We start from the raw sequence: 15247 nt of genomic DNA on the forward strand, positions 1-15247 counted from the left end.
CATGAAGTTATCCATTTTTGTAAGTTTTACTGCGTTGTTTCTGGGAGCCTGCACTGTGTTGCCGGCTAAGCAGGAGGTCTCGCAAGCTAAAGTAAACGCCGAAGAGAAGGCAGAAGAGATTTATACTCAGCCGTACAGTGCCCGGTATAGCGCCGAACTTGCTAAGCAATTGGTCGAGAATGCCAGCATTCGGTTAAATAGTGCAAAGGTGGGTATAACCAATTTAGTTGGGGTAACTGGTCAATATGATCAAAGCTCGCCGTTAAGCATGGTGCTGTCAGAGCAATTGGTGCAGGAACTGCACAGTCGTGAACTAAGCGTTCTCGACTTTAAAGCGACTGACTTTATCCGGGTCACTCCAAAAGGTGACTTTGCGTTAACTCGTGACTATCTGGAACTCGATGAGATTATGCCAATTACTCATGTATTGGTCGGTACTTTGTCTCATCACCGGGATGGCGTTATGGCTAACGCCCGACTAGTGAATATCAATACCAAAGAAGTAGCCAGTGTGGCTCAGGTATTTATTCCGGAGTCGGCGGTTAGACAGCTGGACGAAAACTATGGGCAACCGGTACTTCGCAAGGCTCCATAAATAGAAAGGGCCTGACGCTTTGTGTCAGGCCCAATACTTTCCAACGTAATACTTTCTATCGTAACTTTTATTAACGTAATTCGGGCTTCAATAAAGACATAAACTCACGAATGCGCTCAGCATTTTTGCCCACATCGCTGCGGCCCACACGTGACTTACTGCGAATATCTAATTGGCTACCATCTGCTGTACTGCGAACTCTTATCACTACGTCGTCTTTAAAACCAAACCAGGTAGTGGTTGCTGTCGCTTCAATTCTGCCTTCTGCTTCTGAGCTTTCTACTAACTCCCAGCCCATTTTATCTACGGCTAATAAAGCAGCCGAGAAAAGTTCATTCGGTGATTCCAGTGACTCGTAAGTTCTTAACTCAGGATAAGCCTGACGCTGTTGTTTCGCTGTTTCTTCTCCAGCATATTCAACCGAGTTGGATGCATCTGCACGTAGCGGGGCTATGGCAACAAACTCAGGCGGGTTTTGTGTGTCAGTTGTTATGTCGTGAATGGCAGGCACATTCTGTGCTTTCAGGTACTGACTGAAAGGCATATAAAAAGCAAAGCCTCCGGCAATAATGGCTAAACCACTAAGCCCGGCAACCAGCCCTTGTGGGCGACGAATAAAGTACCAGATAATGTTAAGCACGAAGGTTGCCGCACCAATATAAGCAGCCCAGCGCAGCAATAAGAATGCTGTGCCTAACTCAGCCGTTCCGCTTTTGTATAAAGGCCCTGATATAGCAAGCAGCACGACAGATAATAAACCCAGAAGAATAAATAAACCGTGTAACGCTTTCATAAAGACACCCTTAAAGTAATGTTGCCTGCTATTACGTCACTACATTGGGTTTGGGTCAACGGGAATTTAACAGTTTAACGCTTTTAGCGATTTTCTAAATTATTTAATTTCCAGTTATAGTCAACAAAACGAATATCTAAATACTGAAAGTTCATATTATCGCCACTACCAGAATCACCGGAAAGGGCCCTTGAATAGGCTCTTAGATAGTCTCGAAGCCCGTCAAAATCCTCACGATACCAGTCAAAAATTTTCGACAGATAAATGCCTTTATCATCAATACCGTTTTTATCGCGGTCACTTAAAAAAGTGATCATCTGATCTTCTAGCTGAGTCTCCAGACTTTCACCGGTAAAGGCTTCCGCGCGCAGCTTAGGGCAGCTTACTGCTGCGCAGACTAAAGCGGCATGTATGCGGGGCTCGTCAAAGTCGCCCCGAATTTTTTCGTGCTCAACCCAATCCAAAGTACGTTTTTCACCTAGTAGCGTAAAAAACGACTTCTCCCATGGGCTGGAAAATACCCCGCCTAAATCGCGAATAGAATCAGCCTCGCCGGACTCAAATTTATCGATATTGTCGATAATAAGCTGCAGGGTGAAACCGTTGTATGCATTGATTAAAAAGCCCAGTTGCTGCTCATGAGTCCAGCTTTCATACTGTCCGGGCTCAACTGCAGACAGCGATGCGAGATACTTGTCCAGCGCCTTTCTGTTTTGAGCTAACTCAGGGTAATTAACCGCAGACTTTAAACCGTCGTCATAGACCTCAACATGATCATTCAGAACATCAGTAAAAGCGGTATGAGACAGGTCAAATGACTGCGCGGATGCAGCCATTTGCCAGCTCATAGCCAGAACAAAAAATATGACTCGCATAGTCGCTCCATCTTAAAGGCTCAGCTTGGTATCATACTCGCGTAGCATAAAGAGTGCGATGCAAGCGGCTAACATTGGCCATGCCGCAAAAAACAGAAGGTTGTTAAAGGCGTCTAGGTATTGTGGGAATGACGAAAAAGTCGACGCTGCGTGCATAATCAATATTAAACCGTAGGTTATCGTTTTCCATAACCCGGCAATAAATGCCAGGCAAAGAGCGACCTGAAGTACTCCCAATACAGCAGCTAAAGTCGAAGACAAACCATTTATTCCATAAAAGCCTTCGAACACTGCGGCGGTATGTCCCGGGTTCACAAACTTATCCAGCGCCCATACAAACATAACAATGAAAATACCGACCCGCAGCGCTAACAGTGCCCACGGAAGTTTTTGTTCTAGTGACTGACTCATAGTTGTTTCCGTTGTTGATTTTGGGATTTCACCTGGTGCCATCACATCCGGCTAGGCGAACTTTTTAAATGGTTCATCTATAGGTGTATTTGCAATATGGTTTGTAAAGTTGCTCATTGCTTTCTGAGCAATTCCCAAAATAACCTCTAATGCCTGACGCTGTCCGTAACCAGCTTTATAAAAAGACTCAAGCTCACTTCCGTCGGCGTTACCGCGCTTTTCAAGCATGACCAAAGTAAACTGTCGTAGCGCTTCCAATTTGTCATCGCCTAGGGGCTTACCGGCTTTAATGTTGTCAGTAATTGAGTCATCAGCGCCCATACTTTTTGCGATAGCAGTATGAGCAGGAATGCAGTAATGGCATTCGTTGAAAACATTGATGGTTTGCCAGACAACCGTTAACTCGTTTTTGTCAAAGCTACTATTCACGAAAAGCTCGTGCACCTGTTGGTAAGCCTCCAGAATGCCGGGTGCTTCAGCCATGACAGCGTGCAAATTGGGGATCATACCGAAAGCTTTTTCAGAGCCTTCTAGTAACTTCCTGCTTTCCTCGGGAGCCGATTCTTTGTCATGTAGTTTAAAGTCACTCATATTTTACTCCTGCGCTTTTAAGTTGTATTTAATATTGTGAGTATGAATATAGAATAAAAGCTCAAAAATAAAAGCAGACTAAACCAATTCCCGCTGTTTTAGTCATGAAGACAGGTGTTTTTGCGTGCTAAGACGAATTAGCTACGAGTGAGTTTGGTGGCGGTACTCTGCTGGGGAGAGGCCCGCATACTTTTTGAAAAAGCGGCTGAAGGCGGTTGCCGATTGATAGCCAAGTTGCTCTGCAATCACGTCCATCGATAGCTGCGAGCTACTTAGCATTATGCGTGCCCGTTGTAACCTGAGTTGGTCGACGAGTTTTTTCGGAGTTACGCCAGTTTTCTTTATACACCTTTCTGCAAACGCACTGACTGATAAATAAGCGAGGTCTGCCAGTCGTTCTACAGTCCAGTCCGCGCCCGGCTCGTTAATCACGGCCATAATGACTGTACGCAACTGGCGATCACTCAGAGCAGCTAAAGGGCCGCGAAGAGACTTACCCTCATCAATAACTTGCCGCAGCAAATTCAGAGAAAGAACGTCACTTAGCCGACTAATCACGGTTTGATATCCGGGAGACTGATTAATTGCCTCAGCTCTGATTAACTCAATAATATGTGATAGCTGCTGATGCTGGTCTGCTTGTTTTAGAATGAGCCAGGGTGGGAGTAGTTGAAATAGAGTATCATTTGCTCCCGGAGCGGAGTTAACGTCATAACAAACAACACCAGATTGTTCGTGGTCGCGCTGACAATACTTGGGAATATCGGATTCGTTTATGTCAGATGGAATTTGAGTCTTACTCAGAAAGTGAGAAACGCCTTTATTAACAAAAATAATGTCTGAGGCATTTAGTTTGATTGGTTCGACCGAAGAACCCGGTAAACCAAACCAGCAGTCTCCATTTGTGACAACATGAAACGCGACTTTTCCCGGCTCTTTGGCCATTAAGGTCCAGTGGCCGCAAAGGCCTGATTCAAAGTGCAGTTCGGTACCCCGGGCAACTTGCTCTAGTAGTTCGTTAAGAGCTTCCGTTGTTTGAGTTGGGTTTCCTGTTGTTTTTGTCATTCCGCTATAGGCTTAAGTAGTGAATACTGACTATTATGCGTGATGCGTTTCAAGAGTAAAGGTTTTGAGCCTTTGCCATTGATTTCTGAAGGTTAATATCTTCAGAAGAACGATCTTATTTCTGGTGATAAACGTAACTGACTGGCGCAACAGATAACGCTTTTAGTTTCGTTTAGTAAGTCATTTGGTTTAATAAGGGAATACAAAAATGAAAAAGTGGTGGTGGCTAGGGTTCTTGCCGTTAACGGCGGTGGCACAAGAAAAACCAATGGAAGTTATTGAGGTTATTGGTCGCGATGACGGAAGTGTCGTGCTGCCATCGGAAGAAACAACCGAAGGTCTGTTTGGTTTAGCGGAAAGCCTGCAGGAAATTCCCCGCGCTGCCACGGCTATTAGTGCGTCGTTAATGGAAGAAGCTGCCATTAATGACTTACATGATATTGCGCGCTTTGCGCCTAACAGCTTTGCCGCGGCGGGGTTTGGTAACCCATCATTACCTACCGTTCGCGGGCAGCTGGGCGAGTTATTTGAAGCGGGCATGCGCCGTCAGGCCGGTAATAATGGGCTTGGTATTCCCATGTCGTTTAACGCCATTGAAGGTATCGCTGTTGTTAAAGGCGCGCCGCCGGTCATGCTGGGCACTACTCAACGCGTGGGTGGCTTTGTCAATTTGCAGCCCAAAACCGCTCGTCTGACTGAGTCGGACTCTACCTTGAAAGCCCAATTGGGTGAGTGGGAGCAGTATCGTTTGCAGCTTGACCATAACTGGGTGCTAAAAAAGGGCGAGCAAGGCCTGCGAGTAAGCGCCGAATATGTGGATGAAGATAGCTTTTACGACTTTCATCAGCACCGCAGTAATGACCTTTTGCTGGCGTATAAGTTTGCACCTAACGACGACACGCTGCTGGATGTATCCCTAGAGTATTACGATGTTGACTGGACAGACAATGCAGGCATTAACCGGCCAACGCAAAACCTGATAGACCATAATTTGTATATTACCGGACAGGGTATTCAGCCAAATGGTTCGCGGGTTCCGGGAGCAGGGGCTGTTGTTAGCCCAACCGGAGAGGTTCGAATTGACCGCAGTACCACGTTAACTGACCCGCTCGACACCAATACCGCTGAAACCACTTTGTTGCACGCAAAGCTTCAGCACTGGCTGAACGATGACATGGTGTTGGTTAACCGCACGTATTATCAGTATTTAACCCGCGAAGGCATTAACCAGAACAGTTTTGTTGAAATTATTGATGACGCTCACACCTTTGAAAACCGCACCGAGCTGCACATAAATAAGAAAACGGTAGTAGGTGTTAACTTACGAATTAACGATGTACTGGGTTACAGCCAGTTCTCAACCGAGGCGGATAATCCTATTGATTTGACAGGCCCACTCAGTAACCGCCGCATTCCATTAACTAGTGAGCAGAAAGCCAGTTTAATCGAGCTGCGCCCGGGTCTCTGGGTATCGCCGGGCAGCCAGTACGATATTGACGGCGATGGTACGGGCGATTTTATTACGTCAGACACCACCGACTCAAAAAGCTACCAGTGGGGTGTTTTCGCTCAACACGAGCTGAATATTACGGACAAATGGCGAGTCACCGGTGGCGTAAGAGCGGACTATTATGACGTAGATGCGAAAGATCCCATTCCACCACAGGGTGTTCAAGCTGCAAGCGATACCTACAGTGACTGGCTAACCGCGGTAAGTTTATCAACTCAGTATAACTGGACACCCGATCTGACATTCTATGCAACCGCCTATGAGAGCGACTCTACGTCGAACGCGATGGCGGGTGGTACGGTATTAAATGCCGCCGGTGAAATTGATTCGCAAAACTTTGCGACAGAGAACTCGCTTTATGAACTGGGGGTGAAATACGCGCCAAGTGATGCCCGCTGGTACGCGGACGCTGTGGTCTTTGACCAAAAGCGAAGCTTACGCAACCGTGATGGCTCTAACAGCGGTATTCGCACCGAGGGTTTCGAAACTCAGTGGCACTACAGCCATGAAGCCGGTTACTGGCTAACTCTTGCAGCTAGCTATATTGATGCGCACTATGACAACTCAACAGCGTCGCAGGGTACAGGTCAGGTGGCCGATGTGTTTGATGATTCACGCCCCGATATTATTGAAGGTACAGGTGTTGGCTCGCCTAACTTCACCGCGTTTCCTGCGTCAAACCAACAATTACAGGGCATTCCCGAAGTACAGGCGTCAGCGGTTGCTGGTTGGCAGATAACCCCTGAATGGTCGGTCGGTGGTGATTTAAGTTATACCAAGCACTACCCGCTAGATTATCTGCAAACGGTGTTTATACGTGACCAGCACACGCTAAACCTGAACGCACGTTATCGCTTTGACGAGCAGTTAAGTGCCCGTATTGATGTGTTCAATGCTACCGATCAGGACAACTGGTCACCGGTATTTGAAGGCGGTTACTTTGGTGCAACCCTGGCTTTTCCATCGCAGCCAAGACACGCGCGTTTGAGTGTTGATTACAAGTTTTAAAACTGGAAAAGCAGATTAAATGACCTATAATAAGACCTGTTAAAAGTCTTTTGGGAGGTCGTATGAAATCAGTTAGACCCATTTATGCACGCAACTCAACTAGCATTAGTGAGTTGAAAAAGAACCCAATGGCGGTTGTTGAAGAGAGTCACGGTGAGCCGGTGGCTGTATTGAACCGGAATCAGCCCGCATTTTATTGCATTCCGGCAGCAACCTATGAAGCGTTAATGGAAGAGCTGGAAGACAGGGATTTACTGGAGTTAGTTAAAAAACGCCAGCATGAAGATGAAGTCGAGGTGAACATCGATGATTTATAAGCTGACGTTTAAACGTTCAGCTTATAAAGAATGGAAAAAGTTGAACAAGGATGTTCAGGCGCAATTTAAAGCCAGGCTCAAGCAAAGGCTTGAATCACCTCATGTCCCGGCGTCTCGCTTAAAGGGAATGGATAACTGTTACAAAGTGAAATTGCGAAAACTGGGTTATAGATTGGTTTATCAAGTAAGAGATTCAGAGCTTGTGGTTACTGTTGTAGCTGTGGGGAAACGAGACAAAAACAGAGTGTATATTAGCGCTCACAAGAGATTGGATTAATCTTTATGTCATTAAAAAAGCTGTTGTTGCTGTTGATTATTGTTGCGTTATTTATCAGCGCTTTTGTGTTTGATTTAACGCAGTATCTGTCTCTGGATGTACTAAAAGAAAAGCAGCAACAGCTTAACCAGCTTTTTATTGATTACCCATTTCAGGTCTTCGCCATCTATTTTGTTGTTTATGTTGCGGCCACAGCGTTATCACTGCCCGGCGCGACTATTTTAACTCTGGGTTCTGGTGCCATATTTGGCCTTGGTTGGGGCCTTTTACTGGCCAGCTTCGCCAGCTCATTTGGCGCATTCCTCGCTTTTTTAAGTGCCCGCTTTATTCTGCACGACTGGGTGCAGGAAAAGTTCGGTGAGCGCTTAACCGCCATTAATCGCGGAATGGAGCGTGACGGCGCGTTTTACTTGCTCAGCCTACGGTTGGTTCCGCTGTTCCCGTTCTTTGTTATTAACCTGGTTATGGGTCTGACTAAAATAAAGGTCTGGACCTTTTACTGGGTAAGCCAGCTAGGCATGCTGCTGGGCACCGCTGTATACGTTAACGCAGGAACCCAGTTAGCACAGATATCCAGCTTAGGTGATGTGGTTTCAGCAGATTTAATTGGTGCTTTTGTTTTATTGGGCATATTCCCGTTAATTGCCAAAGCGGTACTGGCCTTTATGAAACGTCGTAAAGCCTTTAAAGGCTATAAAAAGCCTAAGTCTTTTGACAATAATCTGGTGGTTATTGGCGCCGGTTCAGCAGGGTTAGTCAGTGCTTACATAGCGGCCACAGTAAAAGCAAAGGTTACCTTAATTGAAAAGCACAAAATGGGTGGTGACTGCCTGAATACCGGTTGTGTACCTTCAAAAGCTTTACTTCATGTGGCCGAACTTGCTCATAATGCGCGTAACGCCTCAAGTGCGGGGGTTCACGTTGGTGAGGTCTCGGTTGATTTCAAGCAGGTTATGCAACAGGTGAAGTCAGTTATAAAAGACATTGAGCCGCACGACTCGGTTGAGCGCTACACCAAATTGGGAGTAGACGTTGAGCAAGGCGATGCGCGCATTGTTTCACCCTGGGAAGTTGAAGTGACCTGCAATGTCGAAGGTAAGAGTGAAACCAAACGCATAACCACTCGCAGTATTATTATCGCGACTGGCGCTAAGCCTCTGGTACCAAACTTTGAGGGGTTGGATAAGGTTGACTATTTAACCTCAGACACTCTCTGGGAGTTAGATGAACTGCCTAAACGCTTATTGGTATTGGGCGGCGGGCCTATTGGTTGTGAGTTATCTCAGGCGTTTCAGCGTTTAGGTTCACAAGTTACTCAGGTGGAAATGGCTGAGCGGCTTATGGGCCCGGAAGACGCCGACACAGTAGAACTGCTAACGCAGCGTTTAACGGCAGAAGGCATTGATATTAAAATGAACCACAAGGCCTTGCGCTTCGAGCAACACAATGGCGAGTCCGTGCTTATTGCTGAGCAGACGGTTGATAACGAAAGTGTTGATAACCAGAATGTCGACCAAAGCAAAGAAGTTGAGATACCCTTCGACAAGGTGTTAATTGCGCTGGGGCGGCAACCCAATATATCGGGCTTTGGTCTGGAAGAGCTTGGCGTGCAAACCAATAAAACAGTCAGTACCAATGAGTTTTTGCAAACCAACTATCCGAACATTTACGCCTGTGGTGATGTTGCCGGGCCTTATCAGCTCACTCATGTGGCCTCGCATCAGGCCTGGTATGCCTCGGTGAATGCCTTGTTTGATCCTTTCAAAACCTTCCGGGCGGACTACTCTGTTATTCCCTGGGTCACTTATACCTCGCCGCAGGTAGCAAATGTGGGTTTAACCGAGCAGCAGGCGAAAAAAGCCGATAAACCGTACGAAGTAACCGAGTACGACATTGGTGAACTGGATCGTGCCATTGCCGATGACAGCGCCTATGGGAGGGTGAAAGTGCTGACCAAACCGGGTAAAGACGAATTGCTGGGTGTGAATATTGTTGGCCCGCAGGCCGGCGAACTACTGGCAGAATATGTGCTGGCGATGAAACACGGCATTGGCCTGAATAAAATACTGGGCACCATACACAGTTATCCGACTCTGGCAGAGGCGAATAAATACGTGGCCGGTGAATGGAAACGAGCCAATGCGCCGCAGAAGCTGCTAACATGGGTTGAGAAATTTCATCGCTGGCGCCGGAGTTAAAATGCGTTTTACTGCTGCCATCAGTTTATTGCTAGTGACACTTTTTGCCGCCTTACCTTTAAAGGCCGAAGTGGTTAACTTTTATGCTTGGGGTGGCTCGCCGGAAGTAAACAGTTACTTACGCTGGGCGCAAAAGGAACTGCAAGGGCAGGGCATTCAGTTTCGCCATAATAAAGTGGCGGATGCCTCCGAGGTGGTTAAGCAAATTATAGACGGTCATTCCAATGCGGATATTATCTGGATAAACGGTGAAAACTTCCATGCACTGAAAGAGGCTGGTGCTCTGCGTTCCATTGCCGATGAAATTAAGGCAATGAACAACATTAACCAGGACCTTAACTGGCAAACCGATTTCGGTGAATCGGTGGATGGGCTGGAAGTGCCCTGGGGAGTAGGGCAATTTAACCTGATTAGCCGACCCGGGCTTTTCGACCAGAAAACAGTGACTGCAGAAAGCCTGCTCAACGCCGTCCGGGAAAATAAAGGTCGCATCAGCTACCCTAAACCGCCGGACTTTCATGGCACCACTTTTTTAAAGTCGCTGTTGTTATCGATACATCCGCAACAACGCGAGGTATTTCAGCAGCCCGCAAACAGTGTTAATGCAAATGAGCTGACAGAGCCTTTATGGAGCTATTTAGACAAACTGCACCCGCTGTTATGGCAGCAGGGCAAAAATTTCCCTTCCTCGGCTGGTGAGCAGATTTCATACCTGGCAAATGGGCAGTTACTGATGGCGGTCAGCTTTAATCCCAATGATTATAAAGCCCTGGTGAATCAGGGGCGGTTGCCTGCGGGCGTTAAGCGTCATACGTTGTCAGACAAAGCCATAACCAATAATCATTATTTGGCGGTGCCGAGCAGTTCCAATAACTCCGAAGCTGCGAAAGCGGTTATCGAATTTTTATTGTCTGAAAAAGCACAGCAACGAAAAGCCGATATAAATCGCTGGGGTGATCCTTCCGTTCTTAAAAGTGCGCAAGGCTCTTCGCTGCTGGAACCCACCGACGACTTTCATGCAAGTTGGCAGGAGTATCTGGAGCGGGAATGGTCCGCACGTTATCAATAGTTGTCTGGTTATTGCTCATTATTCTGCCGGTTGGCAGTGGTGTGTTTTTTTTGATGGTTACGTCATTTGACCCTGAAACCGGCGTCAGCTTAGCAACCTTAACTGAGCTGCTCGCAGATTACGACTCAATAACTTCGAGCTTTATACTCGCCGTAGCCGCACCATTAGCTGCTTGCTATTTGGCGTTATGGATGGCACCTGCGCTGTTAAAACACACCCGCCTGCAGCAATTACTCTCTCCACTTTTGTCCATTCCGCATGTGGCCTTTGCGGTCGGCCTTATGTTGTTAATGAGCCCGTCCGGCTGGCTCATACGTTTAGTGGAAAGCGTCAGCGGAGTGTTCCCGGCACCACCGGCAAGCTGGCCATTATCCGAAAAGTCGTTAGTGACGGTTATAGTGGTTCTAGTTTTAAAAGAGCTGCCATTTTTACTACTAATGATATCGGCTCAGTTAAAACAATTGCCCGTTAATTCGTGGGTGACCCAGGCACAGAGCTATGGTTACAGCGAACGGCAAGCCTGGTGGCGCATTGTTACGCCGGAACTTTTAAGACGTTTAACGCTGCCTATGGCGGCTGTCATTATTTACTCGCTGTCAGTGGTCGATATTCCGCTGCTAGTGGGCAGTAACACGCCGGGTGTGCTGGCGCAGCGCGTGTATGAATGGAGCTTTCAGTTCTCTTCCAGCAGCCAGATTAAGGCAATAACTGGAGCATGGGTTTTACTGGCTATGGCTTTAATACTGCTATTAATAAATGTCCGGCATTATGCTCTGTTTCGCCGCTTCGTGCTGGGTAAAAAAGTAACCCACCCCGTAAAACCCAACACACATAAAGCTAGCCGTTATGCCTGGATTCTTCTGGGGGTACTGTCGTTGGGGGTTATTGTCGTTTTAGCCTTGCAGAGCTTAGCGACACATTGGTTTTATCCAAACTTGTGGCCGGCAGAGTTGACCCTTGAGCGCTGGCAAAGCGAGTGGGCTTACTTAGCAGAGCCAACAGTGAATAGCCTATGGCTGGCGCTGCTCAGTGCATTAGTAGGTACTGTAGCCGCAATTGCTCTGCTACAACGGCAACGACAGAAAGCCGCCGCTTCGTTTTACTGGCCTGTACTTGTAGCGTTGTTTATTCCGCAGGTGCCTTTGGTACTTGGTTGGCAACGGCTAGTTGGCTGGCAAGCCTGGTGGGTGCTCTGGTCTCATGCCGTATATACTCTGCCTTACGCCTACCTGGTTTTGCATGGGGCTTACACCCGCTTTAACGAGCAGTGGCTAACCCGGGCTCAAAGTTTGGGTTATAGCTATCGGGCCGCCTGGTGGCGAATTATGCTACCCATGCTAAAGCAGCCCATAGCCGTTGCTTTTGCGGTCGCCTTTTCGGTTAGTATTGCTCAGTACCTGCCAACTCAATGGCTGGGGAAAGGCTTAACGCCCACTTTAACCACCGAAGCCGTTAGCGTTGCCAGCGGCGGGGACTGGCGTATTGGCAGCCTTTATGCGCTGTTACAAATGCTACTGCCACTGGTGGTGTTTATTGCTGTCGGACTCATCAGGACAAAAAGTTATGCTGAACATTCGTAACCTTGAAATAAAAAGGCGCACAAAAAATGGCTCTGAGCCTTTATTCAGCCTGAATGAACTGACGGTTGAAAAAGGTGAAATTGTCACGCTGATGGGCCCCAGTGGGGTGGGGAAGTCGACCTTGCTGCGCTGGGTGCTTGGTGAGCACTTGCCTAACTTTCATATTCAGGGCGAGTTAAGGTTAAACGGCGAAGATATCAGCGAGCGCTCAATTGCCGCGCGCCAACTGGGCATGATGTTTCAAAAAGGCGGTTTGTTTCCGCACTTAACGGTTGAAGAAAACTGCTATTTTGCGCAAAAGCCACGTTCATCACTAAATCGTCAGCAGCAAAAAGACAAAGCTCTGGCGATGCTGAACAATATGGGGTTAACGGACAAGTGGACGGTCTACCCTGACAGCTTAAGCGGCGGACAATACGCGCGAATCGTATTAATCTGTTCATTATTGGCAGAGCCGCAGGCCATGTTACTGGACGAACCGTTTTCGTCATTAGATGCCAGCTTACGAGAAGAGGTCAGGCAGTGGACTTTTGCACAACTCAAAGACAAACAAATGCCGACCTTATTAGTTACTCACGACAGTGCAGATGCCTGTGGCCGTGTGCTTGAAATACAGGGCACAGAAGTAAAAGGAGAAGTCGCTAATGTTTGACCCTAAGCTACTTCCGGCAACCCGAAAAATTCTCGACCTCCCTGCGCGCTTACTTGTCCGTGTCGGCGTCAGTGCTGATCAGGTCACCATAACGGGTTTTATTATCGGTTTGCTGGCGGTGCCATTTTTAGCCTTTGAGCTTTATGAGTTCGCGCTGGCTGCTATTTTACTAAACCGGCTGTGCGACGGTCTGGACGGTGCGGTGGCGCGGCGCACTCAGCTAACCGACGCCGGTGGCTTTCTTGATATTGTGCTGGATTTCATTTTTTACAGTGCTGTGGTATTTGGTTTTTTGCTAGCCGCGCCCGAGCAGAACGCGATTGCTGCAGGCCTGTTGTTAGTCACTTTTATGGGTACTGGCTCTACCTTTCTGGCCTTTGCCTGCATTGCCGGAAAGCGCGGTATTGAAAACCCGGAGTATCCGAATAAGTCACTGCATTATATGGGTGGTCTAACCGAAGGCTTTGAAACCATTCTGTTTTTTGTGGCGTTTTGTTTGTGGCCACAGCACTTTCCGGTACTGGCCTATCTATTCGCTGCCGCCTGCTGGCTTACCGCAATAACCCGCATTGTTGCCGGTTACCGCGCACTGAAACAGCCAACGGCAAAGCCGGAGGATATCAATGTCTGAAACGGCCTGGCGCTTAAGTATTTTCCTTGGCGTATTGCTTATTATGGTGTTGTGGGAATTTTTCTCGCCTAAGCGCAAGCCCCGCTATAGCCGTAAACAGCGCTGGCCGGCAAACCTCGCCATAGTTGCCGTTGATACTATATTGCTGAGAGTTATTGCGCCCGTTGGCCTGACTGGAGCGGCGCTTCTGGCATCAGAAAACGGCTGGGGGCTTTTCCATTACTTGAGCCAGGCGGGCACAGAAATACCCTTTTGGTTGGCGATGCTAGCCAGCATTGTCGCACTGGATATCGTTATTTACTGGCAGCACCGATTGTTCCACCGCATTCCTCTTTTATGGCGAATGCACCGGGTGCACCATGCCGATCCGGACTTTGATGTCACCACCGGGTTGCGCTTTCACCCGGCCGAAATTGTGCTGAGTTTTTTCATAAAAGCAGCCGCCATTCTTGCTTTGGGCGCTCCGGCACTAGCCGTAATTGTATTTGAGATTATTCTTAACGCCTGCTCCTTGTTTAACCACGGCAATGTGGCACTGCCCAAACCTGTGGAAAAGCTCGTGCGCAAAGTGCTCATTACCCAGGAGCTGCACCGCATTCACCACAGTACAGAAAAAGAAGAAACCAACAGTAACTACGGTTTCAGTGTCAGTTGGTGGGATCACCTCTTTCGTAGCTTCACCGCAAAGCCAAAGGCGGGTTCCGACAGTGTAGATATTGGTCTGCAAGAATACCGCGACGCAAAACTCACCACTAAACTTTGGGGGTTATTGACAATTCCTTTGAAAAAGCGGTAACGACAACTTGCAACGGCTTCTACACTTTGTTACCAACCGTTAATTATTTGTTAAGAAGGTTGTCAGCTATGAATAGGCACCAAATCGCCATTCGCAATAATATCCATGTTCGGGGAAAAGGTAATGAAGCATTACTTTTTGCGCACGGCTTTGGTTGCGATCAAACTATTTGGAATGCTGTTATAGAGGCGTTACCTGATAGTTATTGTATTATTACTTTTGATTATGTCGGTTCTGGCAATTCAGACTTCAGCAGCTACAATGACGAGCGGTATAAAACGCTTGATGGCTATGCGCGCGACCTTGCTGAAGTCGTTGATACTCTCGATATTGAGTCTTTAACCCTTATTGCTCACTCTGTTAGTGGTAGTATTGCAAGTCTTGCCTACCCTTTAATAAAGCATAAAGTGAAGCAAATGGTTATGCTGAATCCGTCGCCACGTTATATTCACGATCTACCCGAATATCAAAGTGGTTTTAGTAGAGATGATATGGACGAGTTGATGGTGATTATGGAGCAGAATTTTTTTAGCTGGGCTCAATATATGAGCCCTCGTGTGCTAGGAAATCATGATCAGCCAAGGATGATAAAGCAGTTGCAGGACTACTTTACGGCTGGTAATGCTGAATTAACTCGTAATTTTGCCAGGGCAACGTTTTACTCGGACATAAGGGAATCTTTGCGGGAGGTCGGATGCTTAGTACTTATTTTGCAAGCTAAAGCTGACATTGTTGTGCCGTTGAGTGTTTCTGAATATATGACGAATAGACTGCCGAAAGCAGAGCTACATATTCTTGAGGCGAAAGGGCACTATCCTCAATTGAGCGCGCCTGAACTGGTAGCAGAACAAATTTGCCGATTAGTAAGAGAAAAGTGAG

The 15247-nt window shown here is 47.4% G+C and carries 16 protein-coding genes; 11 read left to right on the plus strand and 5 right to left on the minus strand.

Going from position 1 to position 15247, the window contains the following annotated elements:
- Position 1 precedes the first annotated feature (1 nt).
- A complete protein-coding gene (locus tag ACN0RF_RS12555) occupies positions 2-595 on the plus strand; it encodes a FlgO family outer membrane protein (RefSeq protein ID WP_286822710.1) in 594 nt (197 codons plus the stop codon).
- A 70-nt stretch (positions 596-665) separates the two neighbouring features.
- Here the strand turns inward: ACN0RF_RS12555 and ACN0RF_RS12560 are convergent, their stop codons facing one another.
- From ACN0RF_RS12560 to ACN0RF_RS12580, 5 genes are all read right to left on the minus strand, one after another.
- Entirely contained in the window at positions 666-1388 is a 723-nt protein-coding gene (locus ACN0RF_RS12560) for a DUF1499 domain-containing protein (protein WP_417439293.1), read from the minus strand.
- An 83-nt stretch (positions 1389-1471) separates the two neighbouring features.
- Positions 1472-2263: a DUF547 domain-containing protein gene (locus tag ACN0RF_RS12565; protein WP_417439294.1), complete on the minus strand. Its 792-nt coding sequence runs from the start codon at positions 2261-2263 to the stop codon at positions 1472-1474.
- Positions 2264-2275: 12 nt separating this feature from the next.
- Complete coding sequence (locus ACN0RF_RS12570) at positions 2276-2674, minus strand: hypothetical protein (RefSeq protein WP_417439295.1); 399 nt, start codon at positions 2672-2674, stop codon at positions 2276-2278.
- A gap of 51 nt (positions 2675-2725) precedes the next feature.
- Positions 2726-3265 carry a carboxymuconolactone decarboxylase family protein gene (locus ACN0RF_RS12575; RefSeq protein WP_417439296.1) on the minus strand — a complete coding sequence of 180 codons (540 nt, stop codon included), beginning with the start codon at positions 3263-3265 and terminating at the stop codon, positions 2726-2728.
- A gap of 141 nt (positions 3266-3406) precedes the next feature.
- Entirely contained in the window at positions 3407-4330 is a 924-nt protein-coding gene (locus ACN0RF_RS12580; protein ID WP_417439297.1) for an AraC family transcriptional regulator, read from the minus strand.
- 208 nt (positions 4331-4538) lie between these two features.
- On the opposite strand from ACN0RF_RS12580, the gene ACN0RF_RS12585 reads away from it, so the two are divergent.
- The 10 genes from ACN0RF_RS12585 (at position 4539) to ACN0RF_RS12630 (ending at position 15246) form a co-directional block, all read left to right on the plus strand.
- Positions 4539-6848, plus strand: coding sequence for a TonB-dependent receptor (locus ACN0RF_RS12585; RefSeq protein ID WP_417439298.1), 2310 nt, complete (start codon positions 4539-4541; stop codon positions 6846-6848).
- A 62-nt stretch (positions 6849-6910) separates the two neighbouring features.
- Positions 6911-7165 carry a type II toxin-antitoxin system Phd/YefM family antitoxin gene (locus tag ACN0RF_RS12590; protein ID WP_082815442.1) on the plus strand — a complete coding sequence of 85 codons (255 nt, stop codon included), beginning with the start codon at positions 6911-6913 and terminating at the stop codon, positions 7163-7165.
- The gene (locus tag ACN0RF_RS12595; protein WP_034819583.1) at positions 7155-7442 is read left to right on the plus strand and encodes a type II toxin-antitoxin system RelE family toxin; all 288 of its coding nucleotides are present in this window, start codon (positions 7155-7157) and stop codon (positions 7440-7442) included. Before ACN0RF_RS12590 ends, ACN0RF_RS12595 begins: the two co-directional genes overlap by 11 nt.
- 5 nt (positions 7443-7447) lie before the next feature.
- The gene (locus ACN0RF_RS12600; RefSeq protein ID WP_417439299.1) at positions 7448-9640 is read left to right on the plus strand and encodes an FAD-dependent oxidoreductase; all 2193 of its coding nucleotides are present in this window, start codon (positions 7448-7450) and stop codon (positions 9638-9640) included.
- A gap of 1 nt (position 9641) precedes the next feature.
- Entirely contained in the window at positions 9642-10709 is a 1068-nt protein-coding gene (locus ACN0RF_RS12605) for an ABC transporter substrate-binding protein (protein ID WP_417439300.1), read from the plus strand.
- Positions 10688-12289: an ABC transporter permease subunit gene (locus ACN0RF_RS12610; protein WP_417439301.1), complete on the plus strand. Its 1602-nt coding sequence runs from the start codon at positions 10688-10690 to the stop codon at positions 12287-12289. Before ACN0RF_RS12605 ends, ACN0RF_RS12610 begins: the two co-directional genes overlap by 22 nt.
- Complete coding sequence (locus ACN0RF_RS12615; RefSeq protein ID WP_417439302.1) at positions 12273-12941, plus strand: ATP-binding cassette domain-containing protein; 669 nt, start codon at positions 12273-12275, stop codon at positions 12939-12941. Before ACN0RF_RS12610 ends, ACN0RF_RS12615 begins: the two co-directional genes overlap by 17 nt.
- The gene (locus ACN0RF_RS12620) at positions 12934-13572 is read left to right on the plus strand and encodes a CDP-alcohol phosphatidyltransferase family protein (protein WP_417439303.1); all 639 of its coding nucleotides are present in this window, start codon (positions 12934-12936) and stop codon (positions 13570-13572) included. Before ACN0RF_RS12615 ends, ACN0RF_RS12620 begins: the two co-directional genes overlap by 8 nt.
- A complete protein-coding gene (locus ACN0RF_RS12625; protein WP_417439304.1) occupies positions 13565-14368 on the plus strand; it encodes a sterol desaturase family protein in 804 nt (267 codons plus the stop codon). Before ACN0RF_RS12620 ends, ACN0RF_RS12625 begins: the two co-directional genes overlap by 8 nt.
- A gap of 68 nt (positions 14369-14436) precedes the next feature.
- Positions 14437-15246 carry an alpha/beta fold hydrolase gene (locus ACN0RF_RS12630; RefSeq protein WP_417439305.1) on the plus strand — a complete coding sequence of 270 codons (810 nt, stop codon included), beginning with the start codon at positions 14437-14439 and terminating at the stop codon, positions 15244-15246.
- The last annotated feature ends 1 nt before the right edge of the window (position 15247 follow it).

Origin of the sequence: Idiomarina sp. (genome assembly GCF_048260185.1) — a bacterium.
GTDB lineage: Bacteria > Pseudomonadota > Gammaproteobacteria > Enterobacterales > Alteromonadaceae > Idiomarina.

Coding starts and splice junctions, on each gene's coding strand:
- ACN0RF_RS12555 (WP_286822710.1), top strand. CDS start 2: ATGAAGTTATCCATTTTTGTAAGTTTTACTGCGTTGTTTCTGGGAGCC.
- ACN0RF_RS12560 (WP_417439293.1), bottom strand. CDS start 1,388: ATGAAAGCGTTACACGGTTTATTTATTCTTCTGGGTTTATTATCTGTC.
- ACN0RF_RS12565 (WP_417439294.1), bottom strand. CDS start 2,263: ATGCGAGTCATATTTTTTGTTCTGGCTATGAGCTGGCAAATGGCTGCA.
- ACN0RF_RS12570 (WP_417439295.1), bottom strand. CDS start 2,674: ATGAGTCAGTCACTAGAACAAAAACTTCCGTGGGCACTGTTAGCGCTG.
- ACN0RF_RS12575 (WP_417439296.1), bottom strand. CDS start 3,265: ATGAGTGACTTTAAACTACATGACAAAGAATCGGCTCCCGAGGAAAGC.
- ACN0RF_RS12580 (WP_417439297.1), bottom strand. CDS start 4,330: ATGACAAAAACAACAGGAAACCCAACTCAAACAACGGAAGCTCTTAAC.
- ACN0RF_RS12585 (WP_417439298.1), top strand. CDS start 4,539: ATGAAAAAGTGGTGGTGGCTAGGGTTCTTGCCGTTAACGGCGGTGGCA.
- ACN0RF_RS12590 (WP_082815442.1), top strand. CDS start 6,911: ATGAAATCAGTTAGACCCATTTATGCACGCAACTCAACTAGCATTAGT.
- ACN0RF_RS12595 (WP_034819583.1), top strand. CDS start 7,155: ATGATTTATAAGCTGACGTTTAAACGTTCAGCTTATAAAGAATGGAAA.
- ACN0RF_RS12600 (WP_417439299.1), top strand. CDS start 7,448: ATGTCATTAAAAAAGCTGTTGTTGCTGTTGATTATTGTTGCGTTATTT.
- ACN0RF_RS12605 (WP_417439300.1), top strand. CDS start 9,642: ATGCGTTTTACTGCTGCCATCAGTTTATTGCTAGTGACACTTTTTGCC.
- ACN0RF_RS12610 (WP_417439301.1), top strand. CDS start 10,688: ATGGTCCGCACGTTATCAATAGTTGTCTGGTTATTGCTCATTATTCTG.
- ACN0RF_RS12615 (WP_417439302.1), top strand. CDS start 12,273: ATGCTGAACATTCGTAACCTTGAAATAAAAAGGCGCACAAAAAATGGC.
- ACN0RF_RS12620 (WP_417439303.1), top strand. CDS start 12,934: ATGTTTGACCCTAAGCTACTTCCGGCAACCCGAAAAATTCTCGACCTC.
- ACN0RF_RS12625 (WP_417439304.1), top strand. CDS start 13,565: ATGTCTGAAACGGCCTGGCGCTTAAGTATTTTCCTTGGCGTATTGCTT.
- ACN0RF_RS12630 (WP_417439305.1), top strand. CDS start 14,437: ATGAATAGGCACCAAATCGCCATTCGCAATAATATCCATGTTCGGGGA.